The 20,263-nt window shown below is 44.7% G+C and carries 10 protein-coding genes; 2 read left to right on the top strand and 8 right to left on the bottom strand.

Annotated elements, in window-relative coordinates; genetic code table 11:
- Positions 1-10 precede the first annotated feature (10 nt).
- A complete protein-coding gene (locus tag HC643_RS33315) occupies positions 11-733 on the top strand; it encodes a DUF3891 family protein (RefSeq protein ID WP_038073357.1) in 723 nt (240 codons plus the stop codon).
- Here the strand turns inward: HC643_RS33315 and HC643_RS33310 are convergent, their stop codons facing one another.
- The 8 genes from HC643_RS33310 to HC643_RS33275 all read right to left on the bottom strand — a co-directional run bounded on the left by HC643_RS33310 (position 734) and on the right by HC643_RS33275 (position 19,066).
- Positions 734-2,041 carry a hybrid sensor histidine kinase/response regulator gene (locus HC643_RS33310; RefSeq protein ID WP_408019772.1) on the bottom strand — a complete coding sequence of 436 codons (1,308 nt, stop codon included), beginning with the start codon at positions 2,039-2,041 and terminating at the stop codon, positions 734-736.
- Positions 2,041-4,839, bottom strand: a complete 2,799-nt coding sequence (locus tag HC643_RS33305; protein WP_038073577.1) for a CHASE2 domain-containing protein — start codon at positions 4,837-4,839, stop codon at positions 2,041-2,043. The genes HC643_RS33310 and HC643_RS33305 overlap by 1 nt, the downstream gene beginning before the upstream one ends.
- Before the next feature lie 73 nt (positions 4,840-4,912).
- Complete coding sequence (locus HC643_RS33300) at positions 4,913-5,824, bottom strand: DUF928 domain-containing protein (RefSeq protein ID WP_167844802.1); 912 nt, start codon at positions 5,822-5,824, stop codon at positions 4,913-4,915.
- 367 nt (positions 5,825-6,191) lie between these two features.
- Positions 6,192-8,765, bottom strand: coding sequence for a CHAT domain-containing protein (locus HC643_RS33295; RefSeq protein WP_038073365.1), 2,574 nt, complete (start codon positions 8,763-8,765; stop codon positions 6,192-6,194).
- A 157-nt stretch (positions 8,766-8,922) separates the two neighbouring features.
- Complete coding sequence (locus HC643_RS33290; protein ID WP_038073368.1) at positions 8,923-11,409, bottom strand: two-partner secretion domain-containing protein; 2,487 nt, start codon at positions 11,407-11,409, stop codon at positions 8,923-8,925.
- 76 nt (positions 11,410-11,485) lie between these two features.
- Positions 11,486-13,963: a beta strand repeat-containing protein gene (locus tag HC643_RS33285; RefSeq protein ID WP_038073371.1), complete on the bottom strand. Its 2,478-nt coding sequence runs from the start codon at positions 13,961-13,963 to the stop codon at positions 11,486-11,488.
- A gap of 75 nt (positions 13,964-14,038) precedes the next feature.
- Complete coding sequence (locus tag HC643_RS33280; protein ID WP_237266001.1) at positions 14,039-16,513, bottom strand: beta strand repeat-containing protein; 2,475 nt, start codon at positions 16,511-16,513, stop codon at positions 14,039-14,041.
- 75 nt (positions 16,514-16,588) lie between these two features.
- Positions 16,589-19,066, bottom strand: coding sequence for a two-partner secretion domain-containing protein (locus tag HC643_RS33275; protein ID WP_038073579.1), 2,478 nt, complete (start codon positions 19,064-19,066; stop codon positions 16,589-16,591).
- A gap of 184 nt (positions 19,067-19,250) precedes the next feature.
- On the opposite strand from HC643_RS33275, the gene HC643_RS33270 reads away from it, so the two are divergent.
- Positions 19,251-20,243 (top strand): methyltransferase domain-containing protein, encoded by a 993-nt coding sequence (locus HC643_RS33270; protein ID WP_038073377.1) that lies wholly within the window; start codon positions 19,251-19,253, stop codon positions 20,241-20,243.
- Positions 20,244-20,263 lie beyond the last annotated feature (20 nt).

Below are 20,263 nucleotides of genomic sequence, written 5' to 3'. Positions count from 1 at the left end.
AGTTTAATTCATGATTGCTAATTTACACGAAAAAGGTTGGGAAGTGATTTACCATCGCGCCCATGCTTTGCTTGCTGCTCAGATTGCCGGACACTGGCATCCTACAAAACGTCCTGTACGTTGGCTGGAGACAATTGCTGCTATTTCCCATCACGACGATTTGGAAAAGGAATGGGAAGGCAATCACCTGACAGAAGCGGGCGCACCTTTAGACTTTACTCTTGCTAAAAAAACTGATATAAACAAGTTGCGACAACTCACGCACAACGCTCGATATCGGGGACGGTGGGTGGCAATGATGATTTCCATGCACATGAGCTTTCTGAATGAAGGTAAGCGTGGAGAGTCACCAGAGTTGGATAAGTTTTTGGACGAGCAACTCCAACATCAGGAACAGTGGCGACAGGAGTTGAATATTTCAAAAGACGACGCAGCAGAAGCTTACGAGTTTTTTCAGTGGTGCGATCGCCTGTCCCTTATCTTGTGCAATCGGATGTTACCTGTGGGCGAACGTGCTTTAGAAATTGCTACTCTGCCAGATGGCAATCGTTATGATGTGATAGAACGCAGTGATGGGGTAACAGTCAAACCTTGGCCTTTTTTAGAAGACAAGTTTACTGTAAATGTAGAGGCTACTTATCTGGAAAAATTAAAATTTGACAGTAATGAAGAACTTTCAGAAGCACTACAGACTTCACCCATTAAAACCTTAGAGTGGAAGTTTGTTCGATAGTTAACAATCACTCGCAATTGGAAGAGTAATTGTAAATTTCGTACCTGTACCGGGGACTGATGAGCAGCTGATTTGTCCGTTATGTTTGTCAACAATAATTTGGTGGCTGATAGCTAATCCCAGTCCAGTCCCTTTACCTACAGGCTTGGTTGTAAAAGATGGTTCAAAAATTCGAGCTTGTATTTCAGGAACTATACCAGGACCATTATCTTGGATGCAAATTGTGACAGTTCCTTGCTCGGAATCAACCGATGTAGCGAGCGTAATTGTGTTTGGAAAAGCAGCCATCTCTTGAGAAGAATTGCTGCGTTCGAGGTCATCAAATGCATCAATGGCATTAGCGATGATGTTCATAAAAACTTGGTTCAGTTGTCCGGGATAGCAAGTAATTGCTGGTAAATCACCATACTGTTTAACAATTTCGATTGTAGGGCAATCTCCGTTACCTTTTAATCTATGTTTTAAAAGCATCAAAGTGCTATCAATACCTTCATGAATTTGAAACTCAACTTTAGAGGATATATCGGCACGAGCAAAAGTTCTAAGAGAGAGACTAATGTCCTTAAGACGGTCAATTCCTTGGTGCATTGATGCTAGCAGTTTTGGTAAATCTTCAGTTAAATACTCTAAATCAATTTCTTCAATAAGCTCTTCAATATCTGGAGATGGTGGTAGCTTTTGTTGTTGGAGCCTCAATAAACGCAGAAGATCGTTTATATATTCCTCAATGTGGCAGAAATTTCCTCCAATAAAACCAATAGGGTTATTAATCTCATGACCAATACCTGCAACAAGTTGTCCTAGAGTGGACATTTTCTCACTTTGGATCAGTTGTAGTTGAGTTTGTTGTAATTGTTGTAATGATTTGGTTAATTGTCCCGTGCGTTCTTGTACCCTTTGTTCTAGAGTACGGGTGAGATGAGAGATTTTAAGATGTAACTTTAATCGAGCAATGACTTCTTCTTGCTGAAAGGGTTTGGTAATGTAATCAACTGCACCAATTTCCAATCCTTTCACTTTGTCCGTAGAATCTGACAGAGCAGTCATAAACACAATTGGGATATTCTGAGTGTCAGGATTGGCTTTCAATCTGCGACAAGTCTCAAATCCATCGATACCGGGCATCATAACATCTAGGAGAATGAGATCGGGTTGAGCGTATTCTGTTTGTTCGATCGCTGACTCTCCGTCTGTTGCCATCAGAGCTTTCCAGCCATATGCGTGTATTGCTTCTGAAAGTACCTTAATATTATTTGGATTGTCATCCACTAACAAAATACGTATTGACTTTAAGTAAGAATCAGCCATCATTTATTTGTCTCCTTAGTTATACAGTTTTTTAAAAATGTACGTATTTGTTTAGTTTGGAAATTAGCAGTCAGTTGACTCAATTCAGCCACAAAGGATGCTAATCCTGGATCGGAAGGGGCTAACGCTTCTAGTATGCCCTCAATGGCTGGAATATCTCCCATCATTGCTAAGTGATAAAGTTGTTGCAAAACATCTTGGGATGGAAGAACCCACTCACTCTCAGGAATTTCCTGACGTTTGGGAAATAACTGCTGAGGTGTGGATTGAGCATAAATCCACTCCACTCCCAGCACCGATTGCAGCATATTAAACAGTTCGTCGATCTGTAGGGGTTTGGGTAGAAAAGCGAGCGCCCCTGCTTGTAAACTCTGCTGACGATTTTCCTCAAATACGTTAGCACTGGAGACGATAATAGGAATGTCATGGGTTTGCGGATTTGCTTGCAAATGAACCATAAACTCAAAACCATCCATATGAGGCATGGCTAAATCAAGCAAAATCGCATCAGGTTTGTATTTGGCAACCATCTGGAGTCCTTGTTTGCCATCAGTTGCTTCCAAGGTTCGACAGCCAATTTCTTGCAACACACCCATCAACATGGAACGGTGCTTGTCATCATCATCAATAATCAGAATCTGAGGTTCACTATTCTGAATTCCAATAATTTGCCGATTGAGTGGCGCAACTCTTGCATCCCAATCATGGGAAAGCGGTACTGTTAAATCCAGCCAAAACACGCTCCCCTCACCCAGACGACTTTGTACTTGAATTTGGCTTCCCATCAATGCCACAATTCTTTGACTGATAGTCAATCCCAAACCAGTCCCCTCAGCTCGCTTGCCACTGTCGCCTACTTGTTCAAAAGGCAAGAAGATTTTCTCCAGTTGTTTTGGCGACATCCCGATACCCGTATCTTCAATTTGGAAGCGAATTGTTTGATGTGTTATTTGTCCGGTGTCACCTGTCAATTGTTGACACTGGTGAGCGATCGCATTTACTTTAAATGTAACGCTACCAGTATCTGTGAATTTGACAGCATTGCCTAGTAAATTAATTAACACTTGCCGCAATCGCTTTTCATCTGTTTGAATGGCAGATGGTAGGCGATCGCTAATGAAAACGTTAAACGCAATTCCTTTCTGTTTGGCTCGGATACTGCAAATCTCGGTCACACTATGCAGAAAGGTCAGTAAATGTACGTTTGTTGTCACCAATTCTAGTTTGCGAGCTTCTATTTTCGAGAGATCGAGAATATCGTTGATCAGCATCAACAGGTGCGAGCCACACTGGTGGATAATGCTGATTCCTTCCCGACTTTTGTCTGTGAGATTTGGCGATCGCTCTAACAGTTGTGCATATCCAAGGATGCCATTCAGCGGTGTGCGAAGTTCGTGGCTCATATTTGCTAGGAACTCACTTTTTGCTTGGTTAGCAGCATCAGCAGCTAGCTTTGCCTCAAACAGTTCGTGAGTTCGCTCTTCGACTTTGATCTCTAAGGTTTTGGAATAATCTGATAGTTGATTGTTAGCAATTTCTAGTTGGCGATTTGTTTCTTCTAGTTTCCTTTGTTTATAAGCATTTGTTGTTGCGATTACACTGCTGATAAATGCAGCTAAAACAGGTGATACTGGAATCAACACTCCATTCAAAAATATACCGCAGGCACTTGCCATATATGCCACACAAATGAGTACAGTAGCCCAAAGAATTTTGCCACCTGGAATTCGCCGACCGGTACGCACGCTAGCTAAGTACCAACTCCCTGTAGAACCGACGGTAGACCAAAACACAATCCAGAGCGGTAGAAAAATGCCAGAAACCCCATGGAGATTTGTGTTTCCTACTTTTGCCCCTTGCACTAGCTGGTAAGCAATATTGGCGTGAACAACAACACCGGGTGTAGGTTTTTGGGCAGATATGAAGGAAGAACTAAAGGGCGTGCTGAAGAAATCATTGGTACTCGCAGCGACTGAACCAATAAATACCATACGATCGCGTATTAAATTTGCTGGAAGTTTCCCTGCTAATACATCGCGTAGAGTCACTGTGTGAAAAGCTGTTTCCGAACCGTACCAGTTGAGTAGAATTTGATAGCCGCCTAACTCAATCTCTGGATAACCGGCTTCTTGATTCTTAAGTGGTGAGTAAACCGCTTTACCCAATCGAAACTTTTGCTGCTGGGGGTCAATGCTTTCTAATGCAATTCCTTCGGCTTCAAGATACTGTAGCGCCACACGAGTTGCCAGTCCTGCTTTAAGAGTATCTTGCTCTTTTGCATCTTTTGCTGTCAGGAGAGCACGACGTACCTGACGATCTCCATCCAGAACTAAATCTGCAAATCCGACTCGATCGCGCTTTTTCAGTTCTGGAGGAGGGTTGACTCGTTCACCAGTAATTTTCTCGACCCCAAACAAGTTAGGAGTGGTGCGGAAAATTTGTACCAGTTGCTCGTACCCTTTTCCTTCTGGCAGATCCCGATAGAGATCCAAGCCAATAGCTCTGGGTTGTTGCGCCCGAATTTTTGCAAGTAATTGTGCCAGTGCCCAATCTGGAATTGGCCATTTACCCACCGATTGGATATCACGTTCATCAATGGTAACAACAACAATTTCATTAGCTATTGTCTCTTGTATTGGCATCACCTGGCGTAGGCGAACCCATTCATCCCGAAGTTTCCACTCAGGCAAATTGAACAATCCCAGCGATTGCCCAACCAGAACTGTTAGGGTAACACTGGGAGTAATAATCAAAATACTGCGAGTTCGTTGGATAAAAGCTTGAAATTTGCGCCACATATTTGCGCCATATATATCATTAATATCAGCAGTTGGCATTGGTAAAGCTTAACTTCACCAACACCTGTATAAGTTAGTCAATAATAACGGGAACTGTCGCAATTTCCTTTAAGCTAACCGAGGAAAGAAGTTCTGCCCATTGCTTGGCAAGGGTTCCATTCGCAGGTTGGGCAGTGTGTAGAGTAGCAAGTGTTGCTATACAGTCATACCAAACACCGTTTTTCCCAAAAGCAGCAGCCTGCTTGAAAGCATCTTTTTGTTGCATTGCAGTTGCTAACTCAACGTTAGGTTGAATACGTTGTATCCAACCATCGACATAAGGTGTACTTGGGCTGAGTTGTCCATCCACTTTAAGTGCCAAGAACCATTGGTAATTTTTTCCAACGGCTAAAGCAGGTGCGTGAACTGGCAATTTAACAGCAATGACTCCAATTTTTCCAGCCACTGGAATAGTCATCTGATACTGCGTATTGCCAGCTTCATCTTTCAGGCTGAATACAGCTTCTTCTGCATTAGAAGGAGGCAAATAAACCAAAATTGTAGGGCGTTCGGACACCGTTGTGCCATAAAAAGTTTGGGGTAACAGAGCGATGAGTGCTGCTGGGGTTTCTGCCTCTATCAAAGGATTTACGTTAGAATTTCCAACACGAGAAGCCCCTCCCGTTGCTTGTTTGGGAGCCCCATTTCCAGACACGGGAGTAAAGAGATTGCCACGAGAAGCCCCTCCCGTTGCTTGTTTGGGAGCCCCATTTCCAGACACGGGAGTAAAGAGATTGCCACGAGAAGCCCCTCCCGTTGCTTGTCTGGGAGCGCCATTTCCAGACACGGGAGTAAAGAGATTGCCACGAGAAGCCCCTCCTGTTGCTTGTCTGGGAGCGCCATTGTTAGGGGGTGGTGTAAATGTGATAGCACGGGCGCTCGTCCATGCATTGCTAGCGATTAGAGCAATAATGCTTAATACACTAATCAAATACCAAGATTTCACTATTTTCTACCTCGTTTTTTGTTTGTAATAAAAGATACGTTAAAATTGAATGATGAGTCAGACCCTCACCTCATTCCGAAGCAGAGCCTCGAAGTACCTTCACCTTGGGCCCCGCCTTTTGTGATTTGCTACGAGAGCCAGAATCTCATACTCTATATTCCCAGCTAGAGGAGGGGAACAAGAAACATGAGAGTACTAGATGGAAGGTCTTAAACCCCATTCGCGATTGATTAACCCTTAAAAAATCAGGGAGCTTGCAATCTACCAAAATTAATGTGGCAGATTATTAGCAGTATAAACTACCCTTAACTAAAACTCCATAAAAAATGTCTTTATTTTTTCAAATTAACTCAGTAATTGTACGTATTTAAGACCAATTGCCAACTAAAACGAAAGCAGACCAAAAGAACGGATCGAAGAAATCAGTTTGGCGAATTAAATCCATTTGTGCTTGGCGTAATGCCTCAGCTTTGGAGATTCTGGGTTGTTTGAGTCGATCGTAGAAGCGAGTCATGAGCATGGCAGCTGCTTTATCTTTGACAGGCCATAGGGTTGCAATGGTTGAGCGGGCACCAGATTTGACAGCCAAACCCGCAATTCCAAGGACGGCGCGATCGTCTCCTGTTGCTGTATCACAAGCGCTTAACACTAATAACTCAATAATTTTCGATGAATTGCTACCCTGATTTTTTAAAAGTTCTGACAGATCTTTAATATTGATTTGTCCATCCCAAGTCACTAAGTATGTATTTTCAAGGCGAGAGCTAAACTGTGCATGAGTTGCTAAGTGGACAACATCAGCGTTACTAGATCTCATCCGAGCGGCAAGAGCTTGGCTGGTAAACTCTTGATTCAACAAAACGGAAGATGGTACAGCCTTTGAAATATGTTTGAGTTCCAATTCCACATCAGGTAAAGCACTAAAACCAGCGCGAGATTGGCTGATACCGCCTACGAGGGCTTTGATGTTTTGAAACTGGAGCGATCGCGCCGCCATCAATTGCAATCCTGGCGAGATTGCAACAGCATACTTTTCAATGAGGTACTGTTTGCCATCATACAAAGCTGCTATTGGAATATTCCGTAATTGACCATCTAAAACAAACACTAATGTTTTCGTCTCCTGAAGGGCTCGATCCACTTCCAACGGTTTAATCAACCAATCATAAACTTGTTGGGATAACCGCTTCCGCTCTTGGGAATCTGAGACTGGATTGAAAAAAAGTAATAATTTACTTATAGTTTGTTCAATTTCTGCTTGAGATTTGTGAATGACATAATAACGAAGTGGTTGTCCGGCATTTGAGAGAATCAGTGCTAGCCGATCGGATAAGATAATGGGATAAACGATTGTGGCTGTAGGGTCAACCCGGTCAATTTGCTGGACTTTATCTAAACACGCTTCCCTGAAGTAGTTATCAAGTTCTGCAAGTTGGAGAGACTCAATCAATTCACGGGCTTGTACTAGTGCTGCTTGACTCGGTTGTCCATCTAGGAGTAAACCAACTAGTTCTCGGTATACGGGCTCCACACTTTTGCGGAAAGAGAACTGGACATCAGCGTTGACAGCAACCAAATCTCCCCGCAATGCTTTGAGTGCTCTCACCGCTTCGGTATAGGCGCTAATTGCTTGAATTCGTTCGCCTTGTTGCTTGTGTAATTGTCCTACCTGCCAAGCTGATTGAGCAATGATATCTTCAGCTTGGAGTTGACGAGCAATATTGAGGGATTGTTGAGCGAGTTGCTTTGCTTCTGACCACTGCTGCATCTGACGATAGAGTTGACCCCATTGATGCAGTGCATAAGCTTCTGCGCGAGCATCTTGAATCTGGCGTGCAGATTGAACTGTGGCCGCCATGAGTTGCGCCTGGTCTTTAAGTGGTAAAATTTGGGAAGGGCTTTCACCCCCGTTGAGGGTAGCAACAAAATTGATAGCAGCGTAAAGAGAACTGTGACTGGTGGGAAGTGTCTGAAATTGTTGTAACAGTTGAGGTGCAAGTGGGGCTGCAAGCTCGGGTTTATTGTGGTTGAGGAAAAGTTTAAAACGAGCTAAACTTGCTTGCAACCGATCGCCTGGGTTGGTAGCGACTTGTTCTGCCTGTTCAAAATAATCCAGTGCTGCGTTAGGATCTTGCAAGTCTACAGCATTTTTTCCCAAGCTTAGAAGGATAGAACTTAAGTGGGGTTTGGCTTCTATTTTGCGAGCAATCTCTAAACTTTCCTCCAAAACCTCTTGACTTTTAAGATCGCCGATCGTTTGCAGGGTTAAGCCAAGGGAGCGCAACCCACTGACTTTGATTTCAGAATTTGGCATCGCTTTAAGCTTTTGGGAGATCGCCTCTAATTGCTGTTTGGAGCGACGGTAAAATCCTAAACTTTGTAAAGCTTGTGCTTGATTGATCTGGCTCCCCAAGCTTCCCATCGTATCGCCTGCTTGCTCGTAAAATTTTTGAGCTTGTTGCCAAGTTTCAAGAGCAATTTCGGCTTTGCCAACGTGCAGTTGCAAATTGGCTTGAGTGTTGAGTGCTTGCGCCCAGAGAATTGCATCAGCAGGAGGTGTAGCTGCTTGCAACAGTTTTAGGCTTTGCTCAATAGATTGGCGGGCGGCTTCCCACTGATTGAGTTCTTGTTGTGCTAATGAGAGGTAACTCAAGCTGAGAGCAACGTTAAGGCGATCGCCTTGAATATTGTACTGCTGTGCAGCTGTTTGCCAAGCTGTCAGTGCTTCTGCAAAGCGTCCCAAGCGGTAGAAGTTCCTTCCTTGTTCTAGCAAGTTACTGGGCTGGGAAAACGATGCGGAAATAAGTGATGGCGCATTAAAGTTAGAGGTTGTTAATACTGGTAACGATGCTTTTGCAGGCATAATGGTGACTGCCAAACACAAGCTCAAAGTGCTTAGACTGATATATAGCCAACGATACCGTTTCATTTGGAAAAGCATAAGTCATTCACGAGATTGAGTTTGAATAATTTGTGCTATTGTCATCCTTTTGATGCAACTTAATGGAACAGAGGTGGCTTTCATCAATTGTTTTCCCATACTTGTACATAGTTATGATTCCCTAAATGGAATAACTTTTAACACGAGCTTTTATGTACTAGTGTTGTTTGACAATATCAGCGCAGGTTAGCAATTGTTGTTCGCCACCGAGAGATGGCGGTGCAATTAACTCCAACTCTCCTTTGGTATTGCGATGCCAAGTTGTGGCTTCTACAAGCAGTTCTGGAGATAGGGGCGTTTGGACAACAACGTCACGAGTTTTTTGGTAAGCAGACAAATCGCGTGTATCATCCCAGGTGCGATCGCTTATTGCTTGTTGATTGGGATTTTGCGGTATGCCACCGCGTCCTGTTGCCACAAAGCGATTGCTTTGAGAACCCGCACAACCTGTGGCAATTTGCTGAGATGGATCGACTACGTTTGCTGGCAATTCTACAACAGCAATATTTGGAGCAATGCCGATGGTATTAATTTGAACCGTACCGCTCACCCCAGATTGGGAACTCGCAGTGATATCATTCTCAGAAGTTAATTGGGGATGGAACTTCAATCCAAAAATTCCTTGTGTGGTAATTTGGATATTGCCGCCTCTACCTTGTATGGCATTAGCAACAATATCGCTGTTGTTGAAACCGACAACCACCGGAGCGTTTATCGCGATATTGCCACCATCTCCAGTTCCCTTTGCTTCCACAGAAATTTTGCTATTCCCGTCAATCAGCAACAGTTGTCGAGCATTCAGAAGTAGGTTGCCGCCGGTTCCAGATTGCGTCGCGGCGGAAATCCCTCCTCGATTGTTCAGGACAATCGAATCTGCATAAATCTCGAAATTCCCTGCATTGCCCGTACCGTCATTTCTGACCCCCACCTCAGATCCATCCTTAACGCGCAGTTGTGGCGTCACCAGGACTACACCTCCAGCATTTCCATTGGGAATTTCGGGTAGGTTATAAGTTGCACGGGTGACAGGATCGATAGATTCGAGGCGTATTGCACTAGAACCAATGCTGCTGTGGACAAAATTATTTGGTGATGCACCGTTTACGTCAATAAAGTCTGAGGCGATAATCTTGACATTGCCAGCATTTCCTATCGCGCTAGTCAAAGAAGAAACCAAGCCGCCATCTCTAACTGTGAGTTGTGCCGTAGAAATGCTTAGATTACCCGCACTACCATATCCTATTGTTGATGAAGCTACAAAGGTAGGGAGAAATGTAATGTTATTAATTCCAGAAACATCGATCGAGTCTGAGGCATCAATCTGCACATCGCCACTATCGGCAGTTGAGCTAGTAAGTGACCCAATACCAGCGCCGTTAGCAACCATGAGTTTTTGGGTTGAAACAGTGACATTTCCTGCTTTTCCCGAACCAGCTGAGGTTGTGGCAATTGATGTACTTTCTAAAGGATTGACAGGGTTAAGTCCATTTGCTGAGATAAACTCGACAGCCCTCACCAGGATATTCCCACCCTGCCCCGAACTAACGCTTTGAGTTGCGATTTGGGCTCCACCTCGTAGCAAGAGTTGTCTGGTCAAAACGCTAATATCTCCGCCCTTCCCCAAACCAAGAGCGCTGCTTGCCACTTGGCTGCGTATAGTTCCTTGTGGGTTTGTGCCTTCAAGACTGAACAACTCAGTGGCATGAATCGCAATCCGATCTGATGAGCGAGAACCGAGATTTTGAGTGGTCACAGCCGAACCTTCCACAATGCTGATATTTCTGCCATGCATTTGAATTGCACTACTTCCAAATCCCAACCCAGAGACTTGTGCTTGCTCACTCAAGTGGAGATCGCTCAGTCCTTCCCCAACGTTGGAGTAATCAAATGCCCACCCAACAGATGCTTCTTGAAGGTTAACTTGTCCCGAGCGAACGCTGCCAAGTTCAATAGAGCCATCTACGGTTTTTAAAATGCCTCCCGCTAAATCAATGCCATTTCCCAGCAAAGCGAGTGTCTTTCCAGGCATCACCCCTATGCCTGATGAACTTTCCGAAAGGGAAGGGCTGGCATTTTGAACGGAGATGGCACCTGAGTTTGGACCAAACTGCAAGCCTATGGGTACGCTTACCGTTAGTATGGGGGGTGTCATCGCCTCAGTTGCCTTCAACTCCACACCATCAGCAAATTGAATGCTCGTTGCCGTTGTACCAATGAATGAGCCGCTAATATTGAGTTTTGCATTTGCTCCAAAAACAATTCCACTGGGATTGATTAAAAACAGACTTACGGGACGATTGCCGTTGATGGTCTCAATTAAACCGTCAATCTGAGAAATACTGCCAGAGGTGACGCGACTGAAGATGGTGGAAATGTTGGGCGTATTGGCTAAATCAAAGGTGGCTGAACCACCTGTGGGAACGGAAAATTGACGAAAGCTGTGAAACAGGTTGCTGCCTGTAGCACTGCCGTTAGTGATAATGAAGCGATCGCCGCTTTGGGAAACACTGGTGTTGAGAGTACCATCAGAACTGACTTGAGCGTTAACATATCTAATGTCGGGGAACATTATCCCCAATGGTAATAGCACCCCAGTTGTTATTATTCTCTTGACGCAACTCAATCGAACAGAGGCAGCTTTCATCAGTTAATTTTTCTTAATACTTGTACATAGTTATGATTCCCTAAATGAAGTAACTTTTAACACGAGCTTTTGCGTGCTAATGTTGTTTGACAATGTCAGCGCAGGTCAGCAATGGTTGTTTGGGAGCAAGAGATGGCGGTGCAACTAACTCAATTTTTCCTTCGGCGTTGCGATGCCAGGAAGTCGCTTCGACGAGAACCGCCGGTAATGGGGGAATTTGGGCTGTCACCTCACGAGTTTGGCGGTAAGCAGACAAATCGCGTATATCATCCCAAGTGCGATCGCTGCTTAGTTGTTGATTGGGATTTTGCGGTATGCCACCGCGTCCTGTTGCCACAAAGCGACTGCTTTGAGAACCCGCACAGCCACTTGCAATTTGTTGAGAGGGATCGACTACGTTTGCTGGCAATTCTACAACAGCAATATTTGGAGTGATGCCGATGGTATTAATTTGAACCGTACCGCTTACCCCAGATTGGGAACTGGCGGTGATGTCATTCTCAGAAGTTAATTGGGGACGGAACTTCAATCCAAAAATTCCCTGTGTGGTAATTTGGATATTGCCGCCTCTGCCTTGTATGGCATTTGCAATAATATCGCTGTTGTTGTAACCGACAACGACGGGAGTGTTCATCGAGATATTGCCACCATCACCAGCCCCCTTTGCTTCCACAGAAATTTTGCTATTCCCATCGATAAGCAACAGTTGTCGAGCATTCAGAAGTAGGTTGCCACCGTTTCCAGATTGGGTGGCGGCGGAAATTGCTCCTCGATTGTTCAGGACAATCGAATCTGCATAAATCTCGAAATTCCCTGCGTGGCCCGTACCATCATTTTTTACTCCTACCTCGGCTCGATCCGTAATATGCAATTGTGGCGTTATGAGGACTACACCTCCAGCATTCCCATTGGGAATTTCGGGTAGGTTATAAATTTTACGGGTAACAGGATCGAGGCGGAGTGCATTAGAACCAATGCTGCTAGTGAGAAAGCTGTGCGACGATGCACCATTTACGTCAATAAACTCTGATGCTGTAATCTTAACGTTACCAGCATTTCCTATTGCGCCAGTCGAAGAAGAAACTAAACCTCCTTCTCTAACGATAAGTCGCGCCGTTGAGATCGTCAGACTACCTGCATTCCCATATCCTATTGTTGATGAAGCTACAATGCTAGGGAGAAATGTAATGTTGTTAATTCCAGAAACATCGATCGAGTCTGAAGCATCAATTTGGACAGCCCCACTATCGCCAGTTGTGAAAGTAGTCGATCCAATAGTAGCGCCGTTAGCAACTATGAGTTTTTGGGTTGAAAGAGCCACATTTCCTGCTTTTCCAGAACCAGCTGAGTTTGTCAAAATTGATGTACTTGCTGAAGGATTGATAGGGTTAAATCCACTCGCTAAGATTGACTCGGAGACCTTCACTACGATATTCCCACCCTGCCCCGAACTAACGCTTTGAGTCGTGATTTGGGCTCCACCTCGTAGCAAGAGTTGTCCGGTCGAGATTGTAATATCTCCTCCCTTCCCCAAACCAAGAGCGCTGCTTGCCACTTGGTTGCGTATAGTTCCTTGTGGGTTTGTGCCTTCAAGACTGAACAATTCAGTAGCATGAATCGCAATCCGGTCAGATGAGAGAGAACCGAGATTTTGAGTAGTCACAGCCGAACCTTCCACAATGCTGATATTTCTGCCATGCATTTGGATTGCACTACTTCCAAATCCCAACCCAGAGACTTGTGCTTGCCTACTCAAGTGGATGTCGCTCAGTTCCTCCCCAACGTTAGAGTAATCAAATGCCCACCCAAGGGATACTTCCTGAAGATCAACTTGTCCCGAGCGAACGCTGCCAAGTTCAATGGAGCCATCCACGGTTTTTAAAATGCCTCCTGCTAAGTCAATGCCATTTCCCAGCAAAGCGAGTGTCTTTCCAGCCATCACCCCTATGCCTGGTGAAGTTTCCGAGGGAGAATGGCTCGTGTTTTGAACGGAGATGGCACCTGAGTTTGGACCAAACTGCAAGCCGATGGGTACGCTCAGCGTCAGCAGGGGAGGTACCATTGCCTCAGTGGCTTTCAACTCTACGCCATCGGCAAATTTAATGCTACTTGCCGTTGTACCAATGAATGAGCCGCCAATATTGAGTTTTGCATTCGCTCCAAAAATAATTCCACTAGGATTGATTAAAAACAGACTCACGGGATGATTGCTGTTAATGGTCTCAATTAAGCCATCAATCTGAGAAATACTGCCAGAGGTGACGCGACTGAAGATGGTGGAAATGTTGGGCGTATTGGCTAAATCAAAGGTGGCTGAACCACCTGTGGGAACGGAAAATTGACGAAAGCTGTGAAACAGGTTGCTGCCTGTAGCAGTGCCGTTAGTGATAATGAAGCGATCGCCATTTTGAGAAACACTGGTGTTGAGAGTACCATCAGAACTAACTTGAGCTTTGGCGCATCCAAGATCGAAGAGCATTATCCCCAATGGTAATAGCACCCCAGTTGTTATTATTCTCTTGACCAAACCCAATCGAACAGAGGCAGCTTTCATCAGTTAATTTTTTCCGTACCTGTGTATGGCTAGAGTTCCCCAAATGGAATAACTTTTAACACGAGCTTTTGCGTGCTAGTGTTGTTTGACAATATCAGCGCAGGTTAGCAATTGTTGTTTGGGAGCGAGAGATGGCGGTGCAATTAACTCCAACTCGCCTTTGGCATTGCGATGCCAGGAAGTCGCTTCAACGAGAACCTCCGGTAACGGGGGAGTTTGGGCTGTCACCTTATTTGTTTGTCGGTAAGCAGACAAATCGCGTGTATCATCCCAAGTGCGCTCTCCTACTGTTTGCATAATGGGGCTTTGCGGTATACCACCGCGTCCTGTTGCCACAAAGCGATTGCTTTGAGAACCCGCACAACCTGTGGCAATTTGCTGAGATGGATCGACTACGTTTGCTGGCAGTTCTACGACAGCAGTGTTTGGAGCAATACCGATGGTATTAATTTGCACTGTACCGCTCACCCCAGATTGGGAACTCGCAGTGATATCATTCTCAGGAGTCAGTTGGGAACGGAACTTCAATCCAAAAATTCCTTGTGTGGTAATTTGGATATTGCCGCCTCTACCTTGTATGGCATTAGCAACAATATCACTGTTGTTTAAACCGACAACGATGGGAGCATTTATCGCGATATTGCCACCATCTCCAGTTCCCTTTGCTTCCACAGAAATTTTGCTATTCCCGTCAATCAGCAACAATTGTTGAGCATTCAGAAGTAAGTTGCCGCCGTTTCCAGATTGGGTGGCGGCAGAAATTGCTCCTCGATTGTTTAGGACAACTGAATCTGCATAGATCTCTAAATTCCCTGCATTGCCCGTACCGTCATTTCTGACCCCCACCTCGGCTCGATCCTTAACGCGCAGTTGTGGCGTTATGAGGAATACACCTCCAGCATTCCCTTTGGGCAATTCCGTTAGGTTATAAGTTGTACGGGTGATAGGATGAAAGCGTACTGCATTAGAACCAATGCTGCTAGTGAGAAAGCCATCCGGTGAAGCACCGTTTATATCAATAAACTCTGATGCTACGATTTTGACATGACCGGCATTTCCTGTTGCGCTAGTCAAAGAAGAAATTAAGCTGCCATCTCTAACTGTGAGTCGCGCTGTTGAAATCGTCAGATTACCGGCATTTCCACGTACTACTGTTAATGATGCCACAAAGGTAGGAAGAAATGTAATGTTGTTAATTCCAACAACATCTATCGAGTCTGAGGCATTAATCTGGACATCGCCACTATCGGCAGTTGTGCCAGTAAGTGACCCAATAGCAGCGCCGTTAGCAACTATGAGTTTTTGGGTTGAAAGAGCCACATTTCCTGCTTTTCCCGAACCAAGTGTGCCTGTCAGAATTGATGTACTTTCTAAAGGATTGACAGGGTTAAGTCCATTTGCTGAGATAAACTCGGCAGCCCTCACCACGATATTCCCACCCTGCCCCGAACTCGAGTTTTGAGCAAGGATTTGGGCCCCATCCCGCAGTAAGAGTTGTCCGGTTGAGATTGTAATATCTCCTCCCTTCCCCATGCCAATAGTGCTGCTTGTCACTTGGCTGCGTTTTCCTTGTGGATTTGTGCCTTCAAGACTGAACAACTCAGTGGCATGAATCGCAATTCGATCTGATGAAAAACTACCTTGATTTTGAGTAGTCACAGTTGAACCTTCCACAATGCTGATATTTCTGCCATGCATTTGGATTGTACTACTTCCAAATCCAAAGCCCGATACTTTTGCCTGCTCGCTCAAGTAGATATCGCTCAGTCCTTCCCCAACACCGGCATAATCAAATGCCCACCCAACAGATGCTTCTTGAAGGTTAATTTGTCCCGAGCGAACACTTCTAAGTTCAATCAAACCATCTACGGTTTTTAAAATGCCTCCTGCTAAATCAATGCCATTTCCCAGCAAAGCGAGTGTCTTTCCAGGCATCGGGGTGATGCCTGGTGAAGTTTCCGAAAGGGAAGGGCTGGCATTTTGAACGGAGATGGCACCTGAGTTTGGACCAAACTGCAAGCCAATGGGTACGCTCACCGTCAGCATAGGAGGTGCCATTGCCTCAGTGGCTTTCAACTCCATGCCATCGGCAAATTTAATGCTACTTGCCGTTGTACCAATGAATGAGCCGCCAATATTGAGTTTTGCATTCGCTCCAAAAATAATTCCACTAGGATTGATTAAAAACAGACTCACGGGATGATTGCTGTTAATGGTCTCAATTAAGCCATCAATCTGAGAAATACTGCCAGAGGTGACGCGACTGAAGATGGTGGAAATGTTGGGCGTATTGGCTAAATCAAAGGTGGCTGAACCACCTGTGGGAACGGAAAATTGACGAAAGCTGTGAAACAGGTTGCTGCCTGTAGCACTGCCGTTAGTGATAATGAAGCGATCGCCGCTTTGGGAAACACTGGTGTTGAGAGTACCATCAGAACTGACTTGAGCGTTAACATATCTAATGTCGGGGAACATTATCCCCAATGGTAATAGCACCCCAGTTGTTATTATTCTCTTGACGCAACTCAATCGAACAGAGGTAACTTTCATCAGTTAATTTTTTCCGTACCTGTGTATGGTTAGAGTTCCCCAAATAGAATGGCTTTTAACACGAGCTTTTATGTACTAGTGTTGTTTGACAATATCAGCACAGGTCAGCAATTTTTGTGTGTGAGTGAGAGATGGCGGTGCAATTAACTCCAACTCTCCGTTGGCATTGCGATGCCAAGTTGTAGCTTCTACAAGCAGTTCTGGAAATAGGGGCGTTTGGAGAGCAACATCAGTTGTTTTTCGGTAAGCAGACAGATCGCGTGTATCATCCCAAGTGCGATCGCTGCTTAGTTGTTGATTGGGATTTTGCGGTATACCACCACGTCCTGTTGCCACAAAGCGACTGCTTTGAGAACCTGCACAATCTGTGGCAATTTGCTGAGATGGATCGACTACGTTTGCTGGCAATTCTACGACAGCAGTATTTGGAGCGATGCCGATGGTATTAATTTGAACTGTACCGCTCAATCCAAATTCGGAACTGGCGGTGATGTCACTTTCAGAAGTCAGTTGGGGACGAAACTTTAGCCCCAGTAATCCTTGAGTGGTGACTAGAATGTTGCCACCGCGTCCGCGTACAGCATTGGCAACAATATCACTATTTTCTTTAGGAACTGCCACAATAAAAGGAGCATTGAGCGTAATATTGCCCCCGTTACCTCCTTCCCTTGCTTCTGCTGAAAGTTTGCTGTTACCACGCATGAGTAAAGTTTTTTGAACATTGAGAAGTAGATTTCCGCCATTGCCAAATTGCGTAGCAGCAGTAATCGTACCTTGCTTTGTGAGAATGACCCGATCTGCATTAATCTCAAGATTACCTGCATTGCCTGTACCATCATTTCTAACTGCTACATTTCCTCGATCTGAAACTCGCAATTCCGGTGTTGTCAGTATAACTGTACCCGCATTTCCACTGAGGGGAGTTGTGATATTAAGCAAAGCCCGAGTCTTTGAACTCAAAATAAGTCCGTAAGCCCCAAGGCTACTTGTCACGTTGCCACTTGGTGCTGCACCGCGTACCTCAATCGAGTCTGAGGCTATGACGCTCAGGTTACCAGCATTACCCGCACCAAGAGTCAAAGAGCCAAAAGTACCCCCATTGTCCACAGTCAATTTTGCAGTTGTGACGATCGCGTTACCAGCATTGCCAGTACCGAATGTTGATGAGCCTACACTACTGAGTACGGAGGTCACAGCATTGTTCCCAACAAGGTTAATTGAATCGGAAACATTAAGGTAAAGATCGCCACCGTTCCCCGAGCCATATGTATATGTTTGAATACTAGCGCTGTTAGTCACGCTCAGTTTTTGGGTTAGTAGATGAATATCTCCTGTTTTACCGGAACCTAAGGAGCCTGACGAAATTGTTGAAGAAGTAAAAAAGTCTGAAGAAAACCCATTACTCTGGATAAACTCAGATGCATGGATAATAACATCACCGCTTGTACCCGATCTTAAAGTACTACTAGTAATTTGTCCGCCATTCTGAAGTTGTAGTTGTCGGGTAGAGACAGATATGTCTGCTCCTTTACCTGTATTCAAAGTTATACTTGCTAAATAGCTTGTTTCGGCAATTTTCAAAGATTCCGTTGCATTGACCTGAATCCGATCCTGTGCTAGCGAACCTAGGTTTTGAGTGCCCACAAATGAGTTACCTGAGATGGCAATATTTTTAGCCTGGAGTTGAATTTTACTGCTACCGAAACCAGTACCATCTAGCAGCGATCGCTGAGTCAACTGGATGTCGTTCCAGTTTTCTACATTAGAAAAATCAAATGTCCAACCCTGTGTGGTTTGGTTCAGACCAACACTTCCTAACTCAACACTACCGAGTTCAATAGATCCGTTGGTAGCACCGAGAACACCACCGGAAAAGTCAATTTTATTACCTAGCAACGCCAGTGTTTTACCAGGATTTACCCTTAATCCAGACGGATTCTGCGCGGGGTCATAAGCGAGAACAAAACTACCAACTTTCAAACGATGACCTAAATTTTTCACCGCGATCGGTCCTGCGTCTTGCCCAAATTGTAAACCAATGGGGACGCTAATTGTTAACAAAGGAGATGCTGAGGGATTAACAGCACTAAACTGTGTATTATCGGCAAACTTAATACTATTGGCAGTTGTTCCTAAAAAAGAACCACCAATATTTAATTCAGCACCGGGACCGAAAAAGATACCAGATGGATTCAGCAAGAACAGATTGGTAGCACCATTTACCCGAATTAATCCATCAATATTAGAAGCATGACCCCCTGTAACACGACTGAAAATGTTCTGTACATCACTAGTATTGTCAAAAATTGCAGTTCCTCCTGTAGGAACTGAAAACTGAGCGAAACTATGAAATAAATTATTGCCTACCCTGTTGCCATTGGTGATGGTGAAATGATTGTTGCCAGTTTGAGAAACAGTGGTATTGAGAGTGCCATCAGCACTCACTTGGGCGTTGGCACAACCGAGGTTCGTGAGTGTTATCCCTAATAGTAACAACATCCCACCTGTCAAAATCCCATTAACTATATCTAACCAAGCAGAGGTAGCTGCCATCACTGAATTTCCATCCGTATCCACCACAGTTAGAGTTCCCTAGATAGAATGGCTTGTAACAATTTCAGCGTTTATTTGAAAAAAACTGCTTGTTCGGTTCCGAATCAATGACTAAGAGCAATTTAAGATTCTTCTAGTTGAGCAATAGGATAAAATTGTAAATAAATATTAAGATGTTATTTCCATGAATTGGTTTTTTTCTACGCTGGGAGTTCTTCTTGCATTACTGATGGTCTTGCTCGCGTTGTATCTAATAACTGCAAGACGTTATCAATCATCTAAATCCGTAGCCAATTCCTATGACCAATGGACTGAAGACGGTATTCTGGAGTTTTACTGGGGCGAACACATCCACTTAGGTCATTATGGTTCACCCCCACAAAGGAAGGATTTTCTAGCTGCTAAATCTGACTTTGTGCATGAAATGGTACGTTGGGGAGGTTTAGACAAATTACCCCCCGGTACTACCGTCTTAGATGTTGGCTGTGGAATTGGGGGTAGCAGTCGCATTTTGGCACGGGATTACGGATTTGCAGTCACAGGTATTACTATCAGTCCCCAACAAGTCCAACGCGCCCAGCAGTTAACTTCTCAGGAACTTGACGTCAAGTTTCTTGTGGATGATGCCATGGCACTTTCTTTCCCAGATGCTAGTTTTGATGTCGTTTGGTCGATTGAAGCCGGACCGCATATGCCAAATAAAGCTATTTTTGCCAGAGAGTTGATGCGGGTGCTAAAACCGGGTGGAATTATGGTTTTAGCTGACTGGAATCAAAGAGACGATCGCCAAAACCCGCTCAATTTTTGGGAGAAACCAGTCATGAAACAACTTCTAGATCAGTGGTCTCATCCAGCTTTTTCCAGCATTGAAGGCTTTTCCGAGCTTTTAGTAGCGACGGGATTGGTCGAGGGGGAAGTGATGACAGCAGACTGGACGGTACAAACACTTCCTTCTTGGCTGGATTCTATTTGGCAAGGAGTGGCTCGCCCAGAGGGATTGGTACGTTTTGGTTTATCTGGTTTCATAAAATCTCTGCGCGAAGTACCTACCTTGCTTCTGATGCGGCTTGCATTTGGCGCGGGGCTCTGCCGATTCGGGATGTTCCGCGCTATCCGTGCTAATTCGTTGCCACGATCGACAGAGCAAACAGTTGCGATGAAAACATCTCGAGTTTGATAAAGCAAAAGCCAGGGTGA

Source organism: Tolypothrix bouteillei VB521301 (assembly GCF_000760695.4).
Classification (GTDB): Bacteria; Cyanobacteriota; Cyanobacteriia; order Cyanobacteriales; family Nostocaceae; genus Scytonema; species Scytonema bouteillei_A.
This window is presented reverse-complemented; position numbering and strand designations above follow the sequence as displayed.